17 protein-coding genes are annotated in these 21803 nt (G+C 70.3%); 4 read left to right on the forward strand and 13 right to left on the reverse strand.

The window, feature by feature from the left end:
- Positions 1-37: 37 nt before the first annotated feature.
- Positions 38-625: a DUF742 domain-containing protein gene (locus DI272_RS14475; protein ID WP_109495771.1), complete on the forward strand. Its 588-nt coding sequence runs from the start codon at positions 38-40 to the stop codon at positions 623-625.
- Entirely contained in the window at positions 606-1187 is a 582-nt protein-coding gene (locus DI272_RS14480) for an ATP/GTP-binding protein (protein ID WP_026248371.1), read from the forward strand. The genes DI272_RS14475 and DI272_RS14480 overlap by 20 nt, the downstream gene beginning before the upstream one ends.
- Positions 1188-1739: 552 nt before the next feature.
- Here DI272_RS14480 and DI272_RS14485 read toward each other — a convergent pair.
- The 12 genes from DI272_RS14485 to DI272_RS14555 form a co-directional block, all read right to left on the reverse strand.
- Entirely contained in the window at positions 1740-1928 is a 189-nt protein-coding gene (locus DI272_RS14485) for an acyl-CoA carboxylase subunit epsilon (protein ID WP_109495772.1), read from the reverse strand.
- 46 nt (positions 1929-1974) lie between these two features.
- Positions 1975-2919, reverse strand: coding sequence for a carboxyl transferase domain-containing protein (locus DI272_RS14490; protein WP_309221655.1), 945 nt, complete (start codon positions 2917-2919; stop codon positions 1975-1977).
- 113 nt (positions 2920-3032) lie between these two features.
- Complete coding sequence (locus DI272_RS14500; protein ID WP_181387184.1) at positions 3033-6704, reverse strand: condensation domain-containing protein; 3672 nt, start codon at positions 6702-6704, stop codon at positions 3033-3035.
- 397 nt (positions 6705-7101) lie between these two features.
- Positions 7102-8055: an aromatase/cyclase gene (locus DI272_RS14515; protein WP_109495776.1), complete on the reverse strand. Its 954-nt coding sequence runs from the start codon at positions 8053-8055 to the stop codon at positions 7102-7104.
- Between the two features lie 199 nt (positions 8056-8254).
- Positions 8255-9004, reverse strand: a complete 750-nt coding sequence (locus DI272_RS14520) for a thioesterase II family protein (RefSeq protein WP_109495777.1) — start codon at positions 9002-9004, stop codon at positions 8255-8257.
- A gap of 548 nt (positions 9005-9552) precedes the next feature.
- On the reverse strand, positions 9553-10374 hold the full coding sequence (locus DI272_RS14525) for an AfsR/SARP family transcriptional regulator (protein WP_109495778.1): 822 nt from the start codon (positions 10372-10374) through the stop codon (positions 9553-9555).
- Between the two features lie 348 nt (positions 10375-10722).
- Entirely contained in the window at positions 10723-11568 is an 846-nt protein-coding gene (locus tag DI272_RS14530; RefSeq protein ID WP_109495779.1) for an AfsR/SARP family transcriptional regulator, read from the reverse strand.
- Between the two features lie 289 nt (positions 11569-11857).
- Positions 11858-12529, reverse strand: a complete 672-nt coding sequence (locus DI272_RS14535) for a ScbR family autoregulator-binding transcription factor (protein ID WP_109495780.1) — start codon at positions 12527-12529, stop codon at positions 11858-11860.
- A 72-nt stretch (positions 12530-12601) separates the two neighbouring features.
- Positions 12602-14188: an acyl-CoA carboxylase subunit beta gene (locus tag DI272_RS14540; RefSeq protein ID WP_109500833.1), complete on the reverse strand. Its 1587-nt coding sequence runs from the start codon at positions 14186-14188 to the stop codon at positions 12602-12604.
- A gap of 122 nt (positions 14189-14310) precedes the next feature.
- Positions 14311-14499 carry an acyl-CoA carboxylase epsilon subunit gene (locus tag DI272_RS14545; protein ID WP_109495781.1) on the reverse strand — a complete coding sequence of 63 codons (189 nt, stop codon included), beginning with the start codon at positions 14497-14499 and terminating at the stop codon, positions 14311-14313.
- Between the two features lie 181 nt (positions 14500-14680).
- Positions 14681-15910 (reverse strand): cytochrome P450, encoded by a 1230-nt coding sequence (locus tag DI272_RS14550; RefSeq protein ID WP_109495782.1) that lies wholly within the window; start codon positions 15908-15910, stop codon positions 14681-14683.
- A 106-nt stretch (positions 15911-16016) separates the two neighbouring features.
- Complete coding sequence (locus tag DI272_RS14555) at positions 16017-16709, reverse strand: ScbR family autoregulator-binding transcription factor (RefSeq protein WP_109495783.1); 693 nt, start codon at positions 16707-16709, stop codon at positions 16017-16019.
- Between the two features lie 396 nt (positions 16710-17105).
- Between DI272_RS14555 and DI272_RS14560 the strand changes: the two genes are divergently transcribed.
- Positions 17106-19064 (forward strand): acyl-CoA dehydrogenase, encoded by a 1959-nt coding sequence (locus DI272_RS14560; RefSeq protein ID WP_258314552.1) that lies wholly within the window; start codon positions 17106-17108, stop codon positions 19062-19064.
- Positions 19065-19432: 368 nt separating this feature from the next.
- Here DI272_RS14560 and DI272_RS14565 read toward each other — a convergent pair whose 3' ends face one another.
- The gene (locus DI272_RS14565) at positions 19433-20368 is read right to left on the reverse strand and encodes a LysR family transcriptional regulator (protein WP_109495784.1); all 936 of its coding nucleotides are present in this window, start codon (positions 20366-20368) and stop codon (positions 19433-19435) included.
- Between the two features lie 139 nt (positions 20369-20507).
- Between DI272_RS14565 and DI272_RS14570 the strand changes: the two genes are divergently transcribed.
- Positions 20508-21752, forward strand: coding sequence for an MFS transporter (locus DI272_RS14570; protein WP_109495785.1), 1245 nt, complete (start codon positions 20508-20510; stop codon positions 21750-21752).
- Positions 21753-21803: the final 51 nt, after the last annotated feature.

Below are 21803 nucleotides of genomic sequence, written 5' to 3' on the forward strand. Positions count from 1 at the left end.
AGATGCGGTGCCCGGCACAGTCGGAGGAGGAGAGAGAGTGGCAACACCCCCAGGCGGTTCATCGTCGGGCAATTGGTCGTACGGCCCCGGACAGGGCCAGAACGACGGTGCCCACAACCCGAACCGTTACAACTTCCCCTCCGCACCCAGCCAGCGGCAGCCGTACGCGCCCCAGAGCCCCCAGGGTCCCGGGCCGTCGCCGTACGACCAGCCGCCGGCGCCGCGCATCCAGCCGGTGCAGCCGCATCGACGCGCCCCTGAGCCGGCGCCCGCAGGGGCGTCGAACAACCCCTTGGTGCGCCCGTACGCCATGACCGGCGGCCGGACGCGCCCCCGCTACCAGCTCGCCATCGAGGCGCTGGTGCACACCACCGCGCAGCCGCACCAGATGCAGGGCCAGTTGCCCGAGCATCAGCGGATCTGCAACCTCTGCCGAGAGATCAAGTCGGTGGCCGAGATCTCGGCCCTGCTCACGATCCCCCTCGGCGTGGCCAGGATCCTCGTCGCCGACTTGGCGGAGGCGGGACTGGTCGCGATCCATCAGCCCGGCGGCGACGAGAACGCCGGCGGCCAGCCAGACGTGACACTGCTCGAAAGGGTGCTCAGTGGACTTCGCAAGCTCTAGCGGCGGTCCTTCCCGCTCCACCACCTCCGCGAAGATCGTGGTGGCGGGCGGCTTCGGCGTGGGCAAAACCACGTTCGTCGGCGCCGTCTCGGAGATCAACCCGCTGCGCACTGAGGCCGTGATGACATCCGCGAGTGCGGGTATCGACGACCTCACCCACACCGGGGACAAGACCACCACCACGGTGGCCATGGACTTCGGCCGTATCACCCTGGACCAGGACCTGATCCTGTACCTCTTCGGTACGCCGGGCCAGGACCGCTTCTGGTTCATGTGGGACGACCTGGTGCGCGGCGCGATCGGCGCGATCGTGCTGGTGGACACCCGTCGTCTCGCCGACTGCTTCCCCGCGGTCGACTACTTCGAGAACTCGGGTCTCCCCTTCGTCATCGCCCTCAACGGCTTCGACGGCAACCAGCCGTACAACCCGGACGAGGTCCGCGAGGCGCTCCAGATCGGCCCCGACACCCCGATCATCACGACGGACGCCCGCCACCGCGCGGACGCGAAGTCGGCCCTGATCACGCTGGTGGAGCATGCGCTGATGGCGCGCCTGCGGTAGGTCTGCGACGCATCAACGGCCCCTGCGCCTCCCTTCGGGGGTGCGGGGGCCGTTTGCGTGGCACGGTCACCAGAGACCGACGGGGTCACGGCGGGCCGCCCTGAGGAGGATGCCGCGGAGGGAACCCATCCCGTACTTGTCCTCGTCGCTTGAGAGATCGGCGATCTCCAGGAGGAGTGGACGGAGGTCGACTCCGGCGTCGCGTGCCTACCGTTGGCGAACAGGCCGGCGGACTTCAGCGACCCGGACTGGTTCAGCGCGTTGGCACAGGGGCCCGACCCGCTGGACGAGGCAGGTGTCCGCGCGGAGGCGGAAGCCGCGTTGGCAGGCTGCTCGCGCTCTGCCCGTGCGAGGAGCCGACGCGGATCGAAGTGCGGGCCCTGCTGAACCGCTGCCGATCGTTCAGCAGATCAGCTCGACCTCGTCCGCCAACTCGCCCGGAAAACCCACCAGTTGCCCCCTTCCCTGGTCATCAGCGACCCCACGGTAGGCACACAGAGGCCCCGGCCGCCATACAAAGCGGTCGGGGCCTGTGCGTCGTGCCGGTACGGCTCAGTGCCAGCTGTGCGGGGCGCGGAAGCCGCCCTCGCGCTCCAGGCGGCGCCAGCCTGCCTTGGGGTGGCGGTGGGCCGGGGTCTCCGTGGGCTGGGCGGCGGCGCGGGCCAGGAGGACGGCCGTGATGGCGGCGACTTCCTCGGGCTCGGCGTGGCCCTTCTCGACGCGGATGTCAGGGGAGTTCATAGGTCACAGTCTCCGTGAGAGAGGTTTCCGCAGCGGTACCCGTGGGTTACTGCGGGGGGTTGCCGTGCTTGCGCGAGGGCAGGTCGGCGTGCTTGGTCTGCAGCATCGCCAGGGACTTGATGAGGACCTCGCGGGTCTCCGCGGGGTCGATCACGTCGTCCACCAGGCCGCGCTCGGCCGCGTAGTACGGGTGCATCAGCTCGGACTTGTACTCCTTGACCATCTTCTGCCGCATGGCCTCGGGGTCCTCCGCCTCGGCGATCTGCCGGCGGAAGATCACGTTGGCGGCACCTTCGGCGCCCATCACCGCGATCTCGTTCGTCGGCCAGGCGTAGGTGAGGTCGGCGCCGATGGACTGGCTGTCCATGACGATGTAGGCCCCGCCGTACGCCTTGCGCAGGATCAGCGAGATCCGCGGCACGGTCGCGTTGCAGTAGGCGTAGAGGAGCTTCGCGCCGTGCCGGATGATGCCGCCGTGCTCCTGGTCGACACCCGGGAGGAACCCGGGGACGTCCAGGAAGGTGACGATCGGGATGTTAAAAGCGTCACACATCTGGACGAAACGCGCAGCTTTTTCCGACGCCTCGATGTCCAGTACGCCCGCGAGGGTCTGGGGCTGGTTGGCGACGATGCCGACGACCTGGCCGTCGAGGCGGGCGAGCGCGCAGATGATGTTGCGCGCCCAGCGCTCGTGGACCTCCAGGTAGTCGCCGTCGTCGACGATCTCCTCGATGACCTTGACCATGTCGTACGGCCGGTTGCCGTCCGCCGGCACCAGGTCGAGCAGGACGTCGCCGCGGCGGCCCGGCGCGTCCGTGGACTCCACGCGCGGCGGGTTCTCGCGGTTGTTCTGCGGGAGCAGGGACAGGAGGTAGCGCACCTCCGCGATGCACGTCTCCTCGTCGTCGTGATCTTGTCGGGATGCCCCTCGGTCACGGACTCCGAGGTGAACAGACGACGGGACATGACACTCCAGTTGATTGCGGTCCAAGCACGGACGGCGTCACAGACCGGGCGAAGTGACCCGTGTCACGGCCACGATGGACGACGTCGAACGAGGAGCGCTTGAAGTGCGGCGGAACAAGGGTGGAACGCCCCCGCCGGCTACGGGTTCGTGCCGGCGTTCTGCATTCCCGCGTTCTTGAGGGCTCGGGCGAGTTCGCGGGCGCGTTCCTGGTCGTCCGCGGAGACGCCGGCGACCACGACCTTCGCTCGCGGGCCGCCGTCGGCCGCGATGCGCCGGGCGATGTCGCAGGCGAGGGCGCCGGCTCCGGAGAAGCCGCCCAGCAGCAGGTGGCGGCCGGTTCCGTGGGCGGCCAGGGCGGATCGGGCGCCGTCGGCGTCGGTGGTGAGCACCAGCAGTTCGTCGGAGCCCGTATAGGCGCGGGACAGCAGGTCGTAGCAGGTCGCCGTGGTGCCCGGCGGCGGCACCAGGCAGATCGTGCCCGCCGACTCGCGCCGTGCCGCGCGCAGGGAGACCAGCGGGGCGCCGCGGCCGGGTTCGGGGGGCTCGGTCATGCGGGGTACGGTCCTGCCCTCCAGCAGGCTCAGGATCTCCGCGATGGTCGTGGTCTCCCCTGTCCTGGACGGGAGTTCGCGCAACAGTGTGGCGCTCTGCACCAGCAGTTCGGCCGCCGCCTCCTCGTCGAGTACGTCGCGGTCGTGGACGCGGGTGAGGACGAGGCGGCCCGCGCTGTCGTGGTGGGCGAGCAGCCCGATGGGCAGGACGGAGCGGGCGGGTACGGTGCCCGGGAACTCGGCCTTGATGCCGTGCGCGGCGAGTTCGGCCTCCAGGCCCTTCACCGGGTGCGGCAGATCCTCGAAGACGATGACGGTGTCGGCGTGGCCGACTCCGGGCTCCTCCTGTTCGTGGGCCCGGAACCAGCCGACGGGAACCCATTCGTAGGCGGCCATGTCCAGGGCGCGGTCCCGCAGTTGGCGCAGCAGGTTCGGTACGGTGCCGGCCGGGTCCACGTCGACGGACATGGGCAGGGCGTTGCGCAGCGGGCCCAGCATCCGGGCGGCGCCGTCGAGCGGGATGCCGCGTCCGGGGGCGGTCACGGCGAAGCAGACGGGGGCGGGGCCGGTGGCGTTGGAGGCGCGGTAGATGAGCATCGCCCAGACGGCCTGGAGGACCGTGCTCTCGGCGATGCCCCAGCGGCCCGCCCACAGTGCCAGGCGGATGGTTTCTGCAGGGGTGAGCCGGAGCCGGGCCCGGCCCACGCCGGTCAGTGCCGCGGTGCCACGGGCGGAGCGGCCCGGCCTGGAGGCGGCGGTGTCGGGGGGTGCGGCGCGCTCCCAGAAGGCCCGGGAGGTCTCCAGGTCCTGGGCCGCGATCCAGGCGGCGTAGTCCCGCAGGTCGGGGCGGCGTTCGCCGCCGGACAGGCTGCCGCCCGCGAGGTAGGCGCGGTAGAACTCGCGCAGCAGGATGTGCGCGCTCCAGTTGTCGAGCAGCGCCCGGTGGTAGGTGAGCACGATCCGGATGGGGGAGGCGGGGGTGCTGGGCCGGTGGCTCCCGTCCGTCTCCAGCAGGGTGAGGCGCAGTGCTCCGGGGCAGCGCAGGTCGAAGCCGCGCAGCCGGTCGTGTTCCAGCAGCGGGGACCAGTCGTCGCCGCGGTGGACGCGGCGGGTGATCTCGGGAGCGACCCGGCTGTGGACCATGAGCTGTGGCTCGGGGCCGCCGGTGAACGCGGTGCGCAGCACGGTTTCGCAGTCGAAGACGGACTGCCAGGCCGCCGTGAAGCGCTCCAGGTCCAGCGGGCCGTGCCAGACCCAGACGACCTGCTCGACATGGCGGCCGGTGCCGGGCTGTCCGTCGCCTCCCAGGTACAGCTCCACCTGTTGGGGGGTGGCGCGGAAGACGGACGGGATCGGGGCGTCGGAGGCCTCGGCCAGCTCTCGCAGCACCTCGCGCAGCAGCTCGCCGAGGGCGGCCACGGTGGTGTCGGTGATGCCCTCGGCCGGGTCGGACAGCCAGTCGAGGCCGATGTGCAGCTTGCCGTCGGCGATGTGGGCGCATGCCTGCAAGCGGTGCGGGGGCCGGTGGCGGGTGCTGTCGTTGTTGCCGTCGTTGCTGCTGTCGTTGCTGCTGTCGTTGTTGCTGTCGTTGTTGCTGTCGTCGGTGCGGTCGCCGGGCACCGGGTGGGCGGCGTGCGGCAGGAGCTCGTCCGGGCCGTGCAGGGTCAGGCAGGCCTGGGCGGGCGCCAGTTCACGCAACGCGGTGCGCAGCAGCGGGTCGGGGCTCCACTCCCGACAGGCCCCGAACCCGGCGCCGCCCGGTGCCTGCCCGGCGGCTGCCGCCAAGGGTCCTGCCACGGCGGCCAGTTGTCCCAGGGTGGTGAGGCCGCGGTCCAGGGTGAGGTGGATGGGGTGCACATCGGTGAGGCGGCCGACATGGCGACGTAGACCCGGATGACCGTTCCGCGGATCGCTGCGGACGTCGAAGCCGACGTCGTCGGCGTGCTGCCAGCGGGCCAGGGCCAGTGCGAACACGCCGGTCAGCACCTGTCCGACGGTCAGCGCGAGCCGCTGGGCCAGACCCTGGGTGATCCGCTCGGTGGCCCCTTCGGGCAGCACGAAGCCGGTACGCCCGACGCCGACCGACCCGGCATCGGGCATGCCGACCAGCGCGGCCTCCGGCACCACCCCGGCCGGCGCCGCGTCCCGCGTCTCCGCCAGGGCGGCCTCGGCCGTGTCGGCCGTGTCGATGGAGCGGAGCACGTGGGCCGAGGTGCGGGCCTCGGTGCCCCGGGCCCTGCGTTCGGCGACGGTCGACCAGTGGCGCATCTCGGCGGGGTCGCGGGCCAGTTCCCGCAGTTCGGTGACCCAGTCGGCCAGCCCGCCCGGCGCGCGTCGCGGCGAGCGTGCCGGAGCTCCCGCCGTCGATGTGCCGAGGGCTGCGATGAGGTCGTCGACGACGATCCGCCAGGACGCGGCGTCCACGGCGAGTTCGTGGGCGACCAGGACCAGCCGGTCGGCGCGCTCCTCCGCGGGGCGACGGTCCCGCGCGAGCAGGGCCCGCACCTGGATGCCGTCGGACGCGTCGAGGCCGCGTCCGACGGCTTCGACGGCGGCGGCGAAGCCGGCCTCGTCGGCGAACTCGCCTTCCACCAGCAGCCCTTGCCCGACCGAAGCAGCCGCAGCAGCCTCAGTAGCCGAAGCAGCCGAAGCAGCCGCAGCAGCCTCAGTAGCCGAAGCAGCCGAAGCAGCCGAAGCAGCCGAAGCAGCCGAAGCAGCCTCAGTGGCCGAAGCAGCTGAGGCAGTGCTCTCCCCTGTCACCACCGCTGCCGCACCCTGTCCGCTCAGCCGCCCGCCCCTGCTGTCGAGGCGGAAGCCCAGTTGCGGGTGGGCCGTCAGGACGGTGCGCAGGGCCTCGCGCGCCGTGTCCGCGTCCAGCGGGGTGGCCGGTTCGAGGTACACCGCCTCGTAACGGGGGCCGCCCCCCGAAGCGAGCGCGGCGCACTGGGCGGGCGTGAGGGGATGGTCGGCGGCGGACCGCTCGGTGAGCAGGTCGGCGAGGCGGCCCACCACGAAGGCGGCGGTCGCGTCCTCCCCCGGGGTGAACCGGAGCGTGTGGTGGTCGGGGCCGTGCCGCAGCAGCCGGTGCTGCCGGTCGGCCCGGTCCGGGTCGCCGTCGGCGAGTTCGCCCAGGACGCCCGCCAGCGCGGCAGCGTCGAGCGGCCCGCGCAACTCGAGGTCCCACGGGCTGTCGTGCGGGACGGGTCCGGGGTCCACGACCACGGACATCACCGCGTGCGAGGAGCGAGGAACAGTCATACGCGTCCAGGGACGAGCGCCCCGCCGTGACCGGCGCGGTCCCCTCTCTCCTCTCGGTGGCTGGTGGATGAGCTGCTGGGATGGCGCTCACTCAGCTCTTGCGGGAGCCGGGAGCCGTGCCTAGGACGAGCCGCCTGCGGCCCTGATGGGGGCCGGCCGTAAGCAGTGCCTACGACGTCGGCGGCACCGGTCGGGACGGACGAGCCCCGGAGCCACGCCGTACTGCCTCGCTTCCATGACGCCTCCTGGTCCGCCGGAATCGACAACGGTCGTGCTCAGCACGCTAAAGGCAGCACGTGCTCGGCGTCCGATTTCCCAAGCGGGTGTGGAGCGCTGCCCGAGTTCGGCAGAGGTCATCCGTGAGCGGGGCCCCCGTCCCGCGCTCACGACGCACCGGTCACAGCATGCGGACGGCACTCTCCGCGTGCGTCTTGGCGTGGGCCAGCAGGACACGGCTGTTGCGGCCGAGCGCCTCGCGCACATGCCTGCGGGCGTCGGCGAGGGTCGCCTGCTCGCCCAGTTCGCCGGCGATCTGTTCCTCGCTCAGTACGACGTTGTGCTGCGCGGTGACGGTGACGCCTCGTTCGTCCGGGACGACGGACCATTCGCCGGTGTGGGCCTCTATGAGGGGCAGCGGCGCGGTCTGCTTGTAGACGATGCGTTCGGCGTGCGGGAAGCAGATCCGCACCGAGGAGGTGGTGTGGGTGCCGTACTCGGTGAGCGTCCGCATGGTCAGGTGCTGCACGCCGGGGACGCTCTCGGTGAGGTCGACCTGTTGGACGTGCGGTACCAGGTCGGGCCAGTCGCCGGCCCGGTAGAGGAAGTCGTAGACGAGTTCGGCGGGTCCCTTGATGTGGACCGTGTCCTCGAAGGACAGGACGAGTTCGTCCAGGCGCGTCCATCGCTCGGCGAACGCCTTGAGGTCGGCGAGCTGGGCGCGGGCGTGGGTCTCGGTGGCCCGCTGTGCCCACTCCAGGTCGGCGGGTGAGTCGGCGCCGACGCTGTAGTCGTAGCGCAGTTCGAGCTCGCTGTCGTGCGGGCCGTCCGGGTGTGCGCTCAGGACGCCGCCCGCCGTGCGGAAGGGGGGTGCGGCGATCTCCTGCCAGAACTCCATACGGCGTGCCACGGGGTCCAGGCGCCGCTGCGAGGTCCACGCCTTGATCTGGTCGTCAAGGAGCGTCCAGGTCAGCAGCCGCTCCCGTACGCCGTCGAATTCCAGTTGTTCCACATGGATGATCGAGGAGAAATAGAGCGGCCAGTTCGGCGCGTCGGCCATCAGCGCGTAGGCCACGCCGGCAGGTGCGGATGCGTGCACTTTGCGTGCCCTCTTGTCCGCATGCTCAGCAATCATTTGAGCTCCCCTCCTCTTATAGCGCCGACGGGAACATGAACGGATTATGGCGGCCGTCTGAAGACCGCTCGGGGACGAACAGAATCAGGGTGGATCCGGGCGCGCCCGGGTAGTTGCCGTAATCGGTCGGCGTGTATTTCTGTCATGCATGAGGTGAGCGGGCGTCGTGGGCCCGCACCGGTTGTCCGAGTGCGCACGCTCAGCCGACCGGCATGCTCTCGCGGGCGAGGCGGCCGGTGATCCGGCAGGCGCGGCCCAGCAGGCGAGGCAGTAAACGGCCGCGCGCGAAGAAGTGATGCTGGGGGACGGTGCGGAGCCAGGAGGGTCCGTCGGTCCACTGCCGCCAGCCGTCCGCGATCGTGGGCGGCGCCAGCGGGTTGTCCTGGGAGGCGACGATCAGCATGGGGGTGGTGAGCGGCCCGGCCGGAGAGGGTGTGGCGGCCGCGTCCTCGAGGGACTGGGCGAGCTCCAGGTCGGCGCGGAGCACCGGCAGCATCGCGTGCAGCCAGATGCCCTCGTCGCTGGTGGGCGGCACGGACCCGTTGGCGCTCAGGGCGTCCAGCAGTTCGGCGTCCGTCGCGGTGCGGGCGTCCGGCAGTGCGGGGGCCATGCGGGGCGGCGGGCAGGCCGCGAGGGCGAGGAGCGCGGGGCCGGGCAGGCCGGCCTCGTACAGGATCCGCGTGACGGTGAAGGCGACCATCGCGCCGAGGCCGTGTCCGTAGAGGACGTACGGGCCGGGCTCCGGGTCGGTGAACCGGGGCAGCACGTCGGCGAGCAGGGCCTCGTACGCGGTCGTACGGGTGTCGGATCGATGCCATGGTCCGCCCGGCACGGGGACCGGGACCACCTCCACTCCGGGGCCGACGTTCTCCGACCAGTGGTCGAAGACGGAGACACCCCCTCCGGAATGCGCGAAACAGTGCAGGCGCACCGGCCTTTCGTCCGACATGGCATCCTCCTCTACCCCGACCTGCGTCGCACGGGGTGGGATTCGAGGATTGCCGGACCCCCTCAAGTGCCGCTTGAACCTGATCGGAGGACCCGAGCGGGACACCTCCCGCCCTCCTCCGTCCCGGCCCAGGGACCGGGGAGGGCGCCTGGGCCACGAACAGCCGCCGTGGCCGGCGCCCCCGCTCGGTTCCCCTGCTCGGTGGCCGTGCTCGCTGGCCGTGGTCGGTGGCCGTGGTCGGTGGCCGTGGTCGGTGGCCGTGGTCGGTGGCCGTGAACGGTCGCGATGGTCAGTCACCCGCGAACAGCGGCCGTGGCCGATCACCGGGGTCGATCACCGCAGTGGTGCGCCTCGGACGGCCACCGAGGTCAGTCACCGCGACCGCTCGCCGCGCCGAGAAGGCCGGGGCCAGGTCACCCGGCCTCCTCGGCGATCCTGTTTCCGCATTCGCCTCCGCCTCCGCGTCCGTCGGGCCGGCTCCGCAACCGGCCCTGCCGTCCGACGGCGATCAGGCGTTGAGTACGACGGGGCCCCCGCTCCGGCCGGCCTCAGGCGGCGAAGAGATCGAACGTCGAGGAGCGCCGCTCCCCGGCGACGACGTCCAGCTGCGGGTCGACGGCCAGCATGGCCTGGTGCAGCCGCTGCACCTGGGGGGACGGCTCGACGCCCAGTTCCTCGATCAGCCGGATGCGCAGCTTGCGGTAGACGGCGAGGGCCGACGCCTGCCGTCCCGACCGGTACAGCGCCACCATGGCCTGCGAGTGCAGCCCCTCGTGCTGCGGGTAGCGGGCCGTCAGTTCGGCGAGCTCCGCGATGAGTTCGGAGTGCCTGCCGAGCCGAAGGTCGGCGTCGATGCGGCGCTCGACGGTGCCGAGCCGGCTCTCCTCGAGGCGCATGACCTCGATCCCGAGAATCGGTCCGACGCGTACGTCGACCAGGGCGGGGCCGCGCCACAGTTCCAGCGCCTTGCGGAACCGGTCGGCGGACATCTCGTCGTCGCCCGCCTCGAAGGCCGCCCGTCCTTCGGTGACCATGCGTTCGTACTCGTGCACGTCCACGCTCTCGGGCGGTATCTGCAGCAGATAGCCGCCGTGCCGGGTGGCGAGCACCTCCTTCGCCGCGTCGGGAGCGTCGGGGCCCATCGCGGTGCCCAGGCGCCGGCGGAGCTGAAGGATGTAGGTCTGCAACGTGGTGAGTGCGCTCTGCGGCGGCTCGGTCCCCCAGATTTCCTCCATGAGCATGGGAACGGGCATCACCCGCCCGGGGTAGAGGGCGAGCAGGGAAAGGATCTGCCGCGGCTTACCGGCCGTTGGGACGATCGATCCCCCGTTGACCTCGGCACTCAACGGACCCAGAACCTGAATCTTCACTGCTTTCCTCCGTAGCTCGCGAGTTCCTCTCGTGGCTGAATTCCGTCGCCATAAGCACACTAGCGGGAATCGCGCCAGGCCCGCTTTTCCTCGACCAGGGCTTGAGGACGCTTCAACTTACCTATTCTGTCTGCAAATTGATCGCCCCAAAGGCATCCCCGCCAATTACTTCGCTCTTTTTAATTCCGTGGCGAACAAAGCAAATTGCGGAATGCTTGACGCCGTTTGTCGAGATGGGGCATCTCGCCCGGCACCGCACGACGCCGGCCGCCTCCGGAAACGCAGCAGGCCGGCCCGAGGGACCCGTGTCCCCGCAGTGCCGGCCCGGCTGACGTGCGCGCCCGACTCTCAGCTCGTGTGGACCAGGCGCTCCTTGGCCACGCTGGGGGCTGCCGGCGCGGTCTCGGGGTTCGCCGTGAGGATGGACCGCTGCAGGCGTCGCAGCCCCGCCGACGGCTCCAGGCCGAGGTCCCTCACGAGGGTGGCGCGCAGCCGCTGGTAGACCTCCAGGGCCTCGCCGCGGCGCCCCGAGCGGTACAGGGCGAGCATGAACTGGGCATGCAGGCTCTCGTGGGTGCGGTAACGGTTCACCAGCACGGTCAGCTCGGACAGCAGCTCGCGGTGGCGGCCCAGGCGCAGGTCGGCTTCGATGCGCTGGTCGAGTGCGCACAGCCGGCTCTCCTCCAGGCGCCTGATCTCCATCTCCAGCTGGGTGCCGGCCTGGACGTCCGCGAAGGCGGTGCCGGACCACAGCGCCAGCGCCTCACGCAGATGCCGGGCCGCGTCGGGGAAGTCGCCCGCGTCCATGGCCCGGTAGCCGGTGCCCGCGAGGCGCTCGAAGGTGCGGACGTCGCTCTGTCCGCCGCCGGCGGCCAGCATGTATCCGCTGGGCATCGTCATCAGCACGTCCTTGGCGGTGCGCTGCCTGCCGCCCTCGTCCGCGCCGTCCCGCTCGCCCTTCTCCAGCGCCACGGCGATGAGTTCGCGCAGCTGGAGGACGTAGGTCTGCAGGGTGGTGCGGGCGCTGCGCGGCGGTGCGGCGCCCCACAGTTCCTCGATCAGTGTGGAGACCGGCACCGCCTGGTCGGCGTGGAGTGCCAGCAGAGCCAGAACCTGCCGCGGCTTGGGGGCCGTCGGTGTGATGGAGACCCCGTTCTCCTTCACGGCCAATGCGCCGAGTACCTCGATGTCCACGCGATCTCCCCTGTCTAGTGCCGAGTGCTCCGGTCGTTTCCGTAACCGTCGTCAGATGTCAGTCCGGCGCCATGGACCAGACTAAAAACAGCGCATGCGGTCTGTCAATATCAAACCGCATGCCCTGTATTTTCCAAGCGAGGATCTAACGCCACACAAGACCTGACCTGCGACGATGCAAAATCTCCAGCACACTTCAAGGCCCCCTGGTGCGGATCTCCAGGGGGCCTTGAGGCAAAGAAGGGGCCTAGGTCGGCAAAGTTGATCTCTAAACAGACCGGAAGGTCTGCTATTGCTCGGTACTCGCCCGCAGGGCAGGCCGGTCCTGGGCGGGGATGCCGGCCTGCGGCCAGGTGCCCGCGCTCGCCAGTCCGTCCAGGTTCCGCCGGTCGGCCAGGCGCGGCAGGATCACGTCCCAGAAGCGGGTGACGTTCTGCCGGGACAGCCAGGAGGCGTCATCGCCGCCGAGCACCTCAAAGCCCGCGGTGGCGGCGACGATGAGCCGGGCGCCGTCCGCCCAGGACACCCCTTCCGCCAGAGCCCCGTCGCGCTCGGCCCCGCGCAGGGTGTCCTCGACCCACTCCTGCCACTGCGCCCGCAGGGAGCACTCCCCCCGGTACGCGCAGTCGCCCGCGAGCTCGAACCCCCCGCGGACCACGATGTCGTGAGCGAGCGCTCCCATCAGTTCGTGCGTGGCGTCCACCACCGTCTGGAGCGAGTTGCCCTGCCGGGCGAGCGCCGCCTCGGTGATGTCGCGCACGGCCCTGGCCGCCTGCGTCTCCACCGCCTCGGCGAGCATGCTCTTGTTGGCGAAGTGGAAGTGCAGCGCCCCGTTGCTGACACCGGCCCGCCTGCTGATGGTGCTCAGCGACGCAGTGACGAAGCCTTCCTCGGCGAAGACCGCGGCGGCGGCCTGGATCAGTGCATGCCGGGTACGGGCCGCTCGCTCCTGTTTGACCATGTGGTGTCTCCTGAGAACCGGGACGTCGAGGGCCGGCGCCGCGCCGACGTCCCAAGTCCCACGGAAGTGGTGCTACTGCGGGGGATTGCCGTGCTTGCGGGACGGCAGGTCGGCGTGCTTGCTGCGGAGCATGGCCAGGGAGCGGACGAGGACCTCGCGGGTCTGCGCCGGGTCGATGACGTCGTCGACCAGCCCCCGCTCGGCCGCGTAGTACGGGTGCATCAGCTCGGACTTGTACTCCTTGACCATCTTCTGGCGCATGGCCTCGGGGTCCTCCGCCTCGGCGATCTGCCGGCGGAAGATCACGTTGGCGGCACCTTCGGCGCCCATCACCGCGATCTCGTTCGTCGGCCAGGCGTAGGTGAGGTCGGCGCCGATGGACTGGCTGTCCATGACGATGTAGGCCCCGCCGTACGCCTTGCGCAGGATCAGCGAGATCCGCGGCACGGTCGCGTTGCAGTACGCGTAGAGGAGCTTCGCGCCGTGCCGGATGATGCCGCCGTGCTCCTGGTCGACACCCGGCAGGAAGCCGGGGACGTCCAGCAGCGTGAGGAGCGGGATGTTGAAGGCATCGCACATCTGAACGAAGCGCGCGGCCTTCTCCGAGGCCTCGATGTCGAGCACGCCTGCCAGGGTCTGGGGCTGGTTGGCGACGATACCGACAACCTGCCCGTCGAGGCGGGCGAGTGCGCAGATGATGTTGCGCGCCCAGCGCTCGTGGACCTCCAGGTACTCGCCGTCGTCGACGATCTCCTCGATGACCTTGGCCATGTCGTACGGCCGGTTGCCGTCGGCCGGGACCAGGTCCAGGAGCACCTCGGAGCGCCGGTCGACGGGGTCGTCGGCCAACGCCCTCGGCGGAGCCTCCTGGTTGTTCTGCGGGAGCAGGGACAGGAGGTAGCGCACCTCCGCGATGCACGTCTCCTCGTCGTCGTACGCGAAGTGGCACACGCCGGAGGTCTCGGCGTGGACGTCGGCGCCGCCGAGGCCGTTCTGGGTGATCTCCTCGCCGGTCACCGCCTTGACCACGTCCGGGCCGGTGATGAACATCTGCGAGGTGTCGCGGACCATGAACACGAAGTCCGTCAGGGCGGGGCTGTAGGCCGCGCCGCCCGCGCACGGGCCGAGCATCACCGAGATCTGCGGGATCACCCCGGACGCCTTGGTGTTGCGCTGGAAGATGCCGCCGTACCCGGCGAGCGCGGAGACGCCCTCCTGGATACGGGCGCCGGCGCCGTCGTTGAGCGACACCAGCGGCGCGCCGGTCGCGATGGCCATGTCCATGATCTTGTGGATCTTCGTGGCGTGGGCCTCGCCCAGGGCGCCGCCGAAGATCCGGAAGTCGTGCGCGTAGACGAAGACCGTGCGGCCCTCCACCGTGCCCCAGCCGGTGATGACACCGTCGGTGTACGGCTTCTTCACGTCCATGCCGAAACCGGTCGCCCGGTGCCGGCGCAGCTGCTCGACCTCCTGGAACGAGCCCGGATCGAGGAGGAGTTCGATGCGTTCGCGGGCGGTCAGCTTGCCCTTGGCATGCTGCGCCTCGGTCGCCTTCTCGCTCGGTCCGGCCAGTGCCTGGGCACGGATACCGTCCAGTTCGGCCACTCGCCCGTACATGCCGGTCGGCTCCAGGTCGATCGGCGCCGGGGCGGTTGTCATCGCCATACCAGGTCCCTTCTGGGGCGCGGCCGATGAGAAGTCCCGCCCCAGGTCCATGTAGATCAGATTAACAAACCGCCCACGCGGTTTCCAGTTCGGGGTGCAACTTTCCTGAACCTCTGTCAGCGCCAGCTGTCGGGGGCCCGGTACACACCCGGTGACCGCCACCCGCCGGAGCCGCCGCGGCGCGGCTCCTCGGGCTGCTCCTCGACGGCCCCCTGGAGCGCGAGAAGAACGACCGCGAGCGCGGCCAGCTCCTCCGGCCCGGCCTGTCCGCGCTCGACGCGCAGCATCGGTTCGCCGTTGCCCATGTCCCCCACTTCCCTTCTCAGGCTTGTGGACACGGTCTGCCGGGCTGCTCAAGAACCGGTCTCGTTCCGCTTGAAGTCCGCTTCGGGTCTGCGCCCGAAGAGCCGCGCGCCGGCCGGAATGCCGAGGACTCCGCAACCCGGTGGGGCTGCGGAGTCCTCGGTTCCCGTGCGGCAGGCGGGGTCACCCCAGCCGGACGGGCAGTTCCCGGTAACCGTTGATCAGGAAGGACTCGACCGGGGCCAGTTCCGCCGCCCCGACAGCCAGTTCGATGTCGGGGAAGCGCTCGAAGAGCGCCGCCAGGGCCTCCCCGGCCTCCACCGTGGCCAGGGGGGCTCCCAGGCAGCGGTGCACACCGTGGCCGAAGCCGAGTCCGAAACCGTCGCCGCGGTCTGTGCGCAGAAGGTCGAAATCAGCCGCGTCCCGGCCGTAGCGGTCGGGATCCAGTCCGGCCGCCGCGAACGAGACGAGGATCGGGTCCCCCTTCTTGATCAGGACGCCGTCCAGGTCGATGTCCTCGACCGCGAAGCGCATCGGCGAGTAGGCGCCAGGGGCGTGCGTGCGCATCGTCTCGGCCATCACGTCGTCCCAGTCCGCCCGCCCCTCCCGCACGTGGGCCAGCTGCTCGGGGTGGCTCAGCAGCGCCCCCACCGCGTTGGTGATGAGGGTGCTGGTCGTCTCCTGGCCGCCCGCTATCAGCAGGTTGAGGCTGCCGAGAAGCTCCTCCTGGGTGAGCCGGTCGCCCTCGTCCCCCGCCACGATCAGCGCGGACGTCAGGTCATCGCCCGGTTGGGCCCGCTTGCTCATGACGAGCTCGCCCAGCAGCTCGAAGACCCTCATCTGGGCCGCGGCCATCGCCTGGGCCGAGACGGACGTGCTGAACACCGTCTCCATGGCGCCGCACAGCTGGTCGCGGTCGTCCCGGTCGATGCCGAACAGCTCGCAGATCACCCTCATCGGCAGCAACTTGGCGAACGCGGCCCGCAGATCGACGACTTCGCCCGGGGGCAGGGCCGCCAGATCGTCCAGCAGTTCCGTGGTGATCTCCGCGACCCGGGGCCGCAGCAGTTCGGAACGCCGTGCGGTGAACGCGCCGGCAACCAGGCGCCGCAGCCGGGCGCGCTTCTCGCCGTACGTGAAGAGCATGTTCTCGTTGGCCACCCACGGATACAGCGGCCAGTCCTCGGTGATCCGTCCGTCGATGAACGCCGGCCAGTGCAGCCGGGCGTCCTTGGAGACCCGGGGATCGACCAGCAGGCGCTTGACCTGCTGTTCGCGGACCACCGCCCAGGCGCGCACGCCGCCGGGCAGCTCCACCTCTACGGCGGCCCCCCGGGCCCGCAGCATCGCGGCTTCCCCCGCGAGGTCGCGCGCCGAGACGTCCAGCCGATAGGGGCAGACAGCAGTTTCCATTGGTGCGCTCCATCCGAATCAGTCGCTTCTGATCTGATACGTGCCGAGGAGGCTGCTGCGTACAGCTCCTCGCGTCCCCCCGCGATGGATCGCTGCGAGGTTGTCGTCAAGCGGTCATGGCGGTTTCCTCAGTGGCGGGCTGTCGTTCTTTCATGACCGTCTCGTACACCTTCTTGCCTCGCTCCGGAGTGAAGTCGAGCTGTACGAGAACGCCGGGCACCGCGGCGGCCGTCAGGATGTACGAGTACAGGTCGCAGACCCGCTGCATCATGTCGGAGCGTCCCTCCATGATGTTCGACAGCATCTGGACCCCGGTGAAGGCACCCACGGACAGCCGTGCGATGGACTCCAGATCGACGTTCGGGAGCAGTTCCCCGGCCGCCTTCGCCTCGGCGAACAGCGACTTGTTGTAGTCGATCCACAGCCGCATCGGGACCCTCTGGTCCAGCCCCGCCGCGCCCACCGCCGGATCGATGGTGAGGCTCACGCTGCCGCGGATAATGGGATCACCCGTCTCCTTCTGAAGCAGCAGCGTCAGCAACAGCACCTCGTCCACCACCTGTTGCAGCTTCAGCGGCGGCACCGGGACCGACGGCAGCGCTCTGACCTGCTCCGCGAGTACGGCCTGGGCGAGCTCCTCCTTCGACGTGAAGTGGAAGTACAGCGCACCCTTCGTCACCCCGGCCTCTTTGAGGATCTCGGAGATGGTTGCCGCGTCGTATCCGACGTCGTCGAACACCTTGGCGGCGGCAACCAGGATCGCCTGCCGGGTCCGGATGGCTCGATCCTGCCGCGCCACAACGCACCTCCATACCGTTCTACGGCATCGCTCGGTCTGTCGGCCCGGAAAAGAAACCGACAGGTTCGATTCTAGTGGCACCACCTCTGTCAACGGGACGGTCAGCTTCAGCCTCTTGCCCTGTCAGGCGCTCTGGTGCATCCCCCGAGGGGACAATAAAACCTGGCATCCGGTTTTTCAAGGGCCTCCGACTAGGGCATACCGGTCGGCTCCGCCTTGAGCAGCGACGGAGTGAGAACCCTGTTCCGCCAGCTCTCACTTGGAATACGGCCGTCCGGATCCCGATGGTCAAGCGTTGCTAAAGAGCCTTGAGAAAGAAACCGGTGGGTTTGTATTTTGCTAGTCCGGCGCTCCTCTCCCCCCCACATCACTCCAACCCCACTTGTGGAGAGGGTTATGACCCTGCTGACCATGCAGAGCCAGGCTCCCAGCTTCGACGGAGCTGCGGAGACCGCCCCCGACCGGGCGATCATCAGCGAGTTGACGCACCAGTTGTTCAACGAAGACGAACGTGGCCGACTGCACGGAACCTGGCGGGATCTCATCGGGAACGAGAAGTTCCGATACCGCCCGGGGCTCACCTCCGACGAACGCATAGCGCTGTCCTACGAGCGCCTGCGGCTCGTCAACGAGTCGATCGACGACCCGGCGTCCCTGGCCCGCGATCCGCACCTGCTGGCAGGCCTGCACGAGTGGACGGGGGTGGTGGACGGAGCGCTCGGCACACTGGCCGGCATCCACTACAACCTGTTCCTGGGCAGCCTGCTGGACCACGACGACAGCGAGCGCCACCAGTTGCCCCAGTTCACCTCCATGCAGCGCACGGGAACCTTCCTGTGCACGGAGCTGGACCACGGCAACGATGCGGCGGCCTTGCAGACCACCTGCGAACTGGACCGCACCACCAATGAGTTCATCCTGCACACGCCCACACCGGGCGCCCGGAAGTTCATGCCCAACACCAGCCTCGCCGGCGGTCCCAAGAGCGGTGTCGTGGCAGCCCGGCTCCTGATCGACGGCCAGGACCAGGGCGTCTTCCTCTTCCTGACCCCCCTGACCGACGAGAACGGCCCACGGCCGGGCGTCCGCATACGTCCGCTGCCCACCCGGCTGGCCAGCCCCGTCGACCACTGCCTCACCAGTTTCGACCGGGTACGGCTGCCCCGTGAGGCCCTGCTGGAAGGCGACCACGGGCGTCTCACCCCGGAGGCCGGTCTCCTCAGCGGCCTGGGCAATCCGCGCAAACGTTTCCTCCACTCCATCAAGCGGGTCACCTGGGGCAAGCTCTGCATGAGCGGCGCCGGCATCGGGGTCGCCCGGGCCGCGCTGTCCATCGCCGTACGGCGCGCGCACCTGCGCACCATCAGCGGCCCGAAGGTCGGTACCCACGTTCCGCTGGCCGCCCACCGCACCCACCACAGCAGGCTGCTTCAGGCGGTCGCCACGACGTACGCCATGACCTTCCTGCACCGTGCGGTCCTCGCCCGCTGCGTCGACGCCGTCGAGGCCGAACGCGAGGAGGTGGAGCGGCTGGTCGCGATCACCAAGGGGTGGATCACCTGGCAGGGGCGTGACATCGCCATGGAGTGCCGTGAGCGCTGCGGCGCGGCCGGATTCTTCTCCTTCAACGCGCTGCCCGACTTCACCCAGAACCTGGAGGGCGCCATCACGGCGGAGGGTGACAACCTGGTCGTCTGGGCCAAGGCCGCGGCGGAGATGGTCTTCGGGCACCAGACGGACCACAGCACCTCTCTCACCATGCCCCTGGATCTCCAGCCGCTGGCCGAACTGTCCTTCCTGCGGGGGCTCATGGCCAAGGTGGAGCACCTGTGGCAGGCCAGGGCCAGGACGGCGCTGCGCGGCGGTCCGTCGGGCAATCCGCTGGCCCGCTGGAACGTCGCCTCGAACGCGGGCATCGAGATGGTCCGGGCCCACGCCCGGCTCCAGGCGGCCGACGCCTTCCTCGCCGCGATCGCCCGCACCACGGAGCCGGGGGCGCGTTCCCTGCTGGAGGACCTGTGCCGGCTCTTCCTGCTCCAGGAGCTCACCCCGCACACGGGTGATCTGCTGGCCGAAGGACACCTGACCCCCGATCACGTCCATGAGCTGCCGGTCGCCGTCGACCAGCTCATGGAGCGCCTCGCCCCTCAACTGCCGCTGCTGGTGGAGGCGTTCGACCTTCCGGAGGAGTTCCTCGCCCGGATCCCGCTGGCCAACGGGGGTCACTCGCTGATGCTGGACGACTTCCTGACCCCCGAGACCGAGACGACCCCGCCCCTGGACCTCTCCGCCTGCCTGCCCAGGCAGCGCCAGAACCCGGAGGCGTCCGACAGGGAGCTCGCGCTGCTGACCTAGGACACGGGCCGTGGGGCCTTCGGGGCCTTGGGCGCAGGGCGCGGGCAAGTTTGTGCGCGTGTGGTGTGGCCGCCTTCTCCGCGGAGGGGCGGCCATGCCGCGTTGCCCTGACGGCGGCGTGACCCGCACCTGCCGTGAGAGACCCGCGAACTGCCTTGGATGCTGAGGGCGAAGTCCCGGCACAAGAAGCCGGAGATCGCCTCGGGGGAGGGTTTGAAGCAGCGGCGATCTCCGGGCCGACCAGCCTGCTCGCCCCCGGCGCCGCCCGCCGTCGACCGCCTGGCCCCGGTCGGGGCCGGCCCGCGCGGGTGGGGGCGTTCAGCGCGGGCGGGGGCGGGGGCGAGCAGCGCGGGCGGGGGCGGGGGCGTTCAGCGCGGAATCACCCAGCCCGGGGTCCAGGTCCCGGCGGCGTCGTGGCCGGTCGTCGTGGCGGCGAGGTGGGTGCGGAGGGTGGCCAGCGCTGGGTGGGGGTTGTCGCGGTGCCAGAGCAGCGAGTGCGGGTAGACGGGTGTCGGGTCGGTCACCGGGATGCGGCGCAGACCGTGGTCGGCGGGCCAGATGAGGCGGGTGTGCTCGCCCATGAAGGTGGCCAGGGCCGGGGTGTCGGCGATGGTGTCGAGGAGCGCGTCGGAGCCGAAGTTGGGGCCGGTCACCTCGATGGTGAGGCCGAACTCGGCGACGAGGTCGTCGTAGTAGGCGCCCCACTCGGTTCCGGGGGCGATGCCGGGCATCCAGATCCGGTGCCCGGTGAGCTGGGCGACGGTCACCGACCGGGCGCCCGCCAGTGCGTGGGCGGGGCCGGTGAGGAGCTGGAGCGGCTCGTCGAGCACCCGGACGGAGGCGATGTCCTCGGGAAGAGGCCGGCCGGGCGCGGCGACGGCACGGAAGGACGCGTCGATCGCACCGGAGCGAAGGGCGGTGACGGCGGTCTCGATGTCGAACAGCATCATCACGTCGAGGTCGATCTCGGGGTGCGCGCGGTGGAAGCCGCGCATCAGGCTGGACTGCGCGCTGCGCGAGGCGATCACGTCGACGCGCAGCGGACGCCGGCCGGGGCGCACGGACGCGGACGCCCGCTCGGCGACGCGCAGCAGTTCGCGTGCGTGGGGCAAGAACGCCTGACCGTCGATGGTGAGCTCGGCGCCGCGCGGGGCACGGGTGAACAGCCGCACACCGAGGGCGCGTTCCAGCGCGGCGATGCGTTTGGAGACGGCCTGCTGGGTGATCGACAGGTCGGCGGCGGCCTTCTGGAACTGACCCGCATCAGCGACGGCGACGAAGGTGCGCACTGCTTCGAGATCCACGCCGACCCACCTTAGTGAACAACTGATTGTTGTGGATCGTAGGCAGGTCAGTTGTTTGACCTGCTGCTGTCCTGCCCGCTTGTCTCTCATCGGTCAACGTCGGTTTGTTCGGGTGGGGACCAAGGGGAGTGCGCTGAGCATGGTGGGCAGGAGACGGCTGGGCCGGCAGTTCGGCTGGCTGTGGGCGTCGTATGCGGTGAGCGCATACGGGTCCGGGCTGGGGTTCGGGGCGTTGCCGCTGATCGCCGTGCTGGTGCTGCATGCCGGACCCGCCGAGGTGTCCGCGCTGTCCGCGATGGGACCTGCGGTGGGTGCGCTGATCGCGGTGCCGCTCGCGCCGTGGGTGGAGTTCCGGCGCAAGCGCCCGGTCATGATCATGATGGATCTGACCCGGTTCGCGGCCATGGCGACAATCCCCGTCGCCTACGCCTTCGCATGGCTCGGTTTCGTCCAACTGCTCGTGGTCTCGGCCGTGGTCGCCGCAGCCAAGATCGCCTTCAACGCGGCCGGCGGCGCCTACCTCAAGGCCCTCGTCCGGCCGGATGACCTGCTCGTCGCCAACGCGCGGTTCGAGTCCACGAACTGGAGCTCCATCGCGGTGGGGCCACCGCTCGGCGGGGCGGCGATCGGCCTGCTCGGGCCGGTCACGACCGTGGTGGCCGACGCGCTCAGCTACCTGCTCTCCGCGCTCGGCATCACCGCGATCCGCGGCCAGGAAGAAGCACCGCGAACCACCGGCAAGAACCCGGTCCGGGCAGGCGCGCTGCTCGACGGCTGGCGACACATCATGGGCCACCCCGGTCTGCGGCCGCTCTACCTCAACCAGCTGCTGGTCGCCGGTCTGATCATGGCCACCGAGCCGCTGCTGGCCGTGCTCCTGCTGCGCCGGCTCGGGTTCCCGCCCTGGCAGTACGCCCTCGCCTTCGCCGCTCCCTGCCTCGGCGGACTCGTCGGCTCCCGGCTGGCCCGCCGTGTCGTGGCCCGCTTCGGCCGGCACCGGGTCTTCCGGACCGTCGGCACCCTGCGCGCCATCTGGCTGATCGGCCTGGCCTTCGTCCGTCCCGGGGTCGTCGGCCTCGTCACGGTGATCGCCGTCGAGCTGGCCATCATCATCAACATGAGTCTGTACGGCCCGGTGCTCGCCACCTACCGGCTCGACCACACCCCCCAGCATCTCGTCGCCCGCACCCTGTCGGCCTGGTCGATCGGCCAGCAGGCGTCCATCGCCGTCCTCACCGCGCTCGCCGGGCTGTTCGCCGACGTCACCAGCCCACGCACCGCGCTCACGGTCGCGGGACTGCTCATCCTGACCAGCCCGCTCCTGCTTCCCCGACAGGACCGGACGGCGCAGCACGAGCCGGAACTGTCCCGCAGCCACTCATGAGGCACCACAGCGCGCCACCCGCCGGCCGCGGCCGGTCCGCCGGTGCGCGTC

It is taken from the genome of Streptomyces sp. Act143 (assembly GCF_003143935.1).
Lineage (GTDB): Bacteria > Actinomycetota > Actinomycetes > Streptomycetales > Streptomycetaceae > Streptomyces.

What these genes read in the sequence shown, in the direction of transcription:
- DI272_RS14560 (WP_258314552.1), top strand. Translation starts at nt 17,106, where the DNA reads ATGACCCTGCTGACCATGCAGAGCCAGGCTCCCAGCTTCGACGGAGCT.
- DI272_RS14520 (WP_109495777.1), bottom strand. Translation starts at nt 9,004, where the DNA reads ATGTCGGACGAAAGGCCGGTGCGCCTGCACTGTTTCGCGCATTCCGGA.
- DI272_RS14515 (WP_109495776.1), bottom strand. Translation starts at nt 8,055, where the DNA reads ATGATTGCTGAGCATGCGGACAAGAGGGCACGCAAAGTGCACGCATCC.
- DI272_RS14545 (WP_109495781.1), bottom strand. Translation starts at nt 14,499, where the DNA reads ATGGGCAACGGCGAACCGATGCTGCGCGTCGAGCGCGGACAGGCCGGG.
- DI272_RS14550 (WP_109495782.1), bottom strand. Translation starts at nt 15,910, where the DNA reads ATGGAAACTGCTGTCTGCCCCTATCGGCTGGACGTCTCGGCGCGCGAC.
- DI272_RS14500 (WP_181387184.1), bottom strand. Translation starts at nt 6,704, where the DNA reads ATGACTGTTCCTCGCTCCTCGCACGCGGTGATGTCCGTGGTCGTGGAC.
- DI272_RS14485 (WP_109495772.1), bottom strand. Translation starts at nt 1,928, where the DNA reads ATGAACTCCCCTGACATCCGCGTCGAGAAGGGCCACGCCGAGCCCGAG.
- DI272_RS14540 (WP_109500833.1), bottom strand. Translation starts at nt 14,188, where the DNA reads ATGACAACCGCCCCGGCGCCGATCGACCTGGAGCCGACCGGCATGTAC.
- DI272_RS14535 (WP_109495780.1), bottom strand. Translation starts at nt 12,529, where the DNA reads ATGGTCAAACAGGAGCGAGCGGCCCGTACCCGGCATGCACTGATCCAG.
- DI272_RS14570 (WP_109495785.1), top strand. Translation starts at nt 20,508, where the DNA reads ATGGTGGGCAGGAGACGGCTGGGCCGGCAGTTCGGCTGGCTGTGGGCG.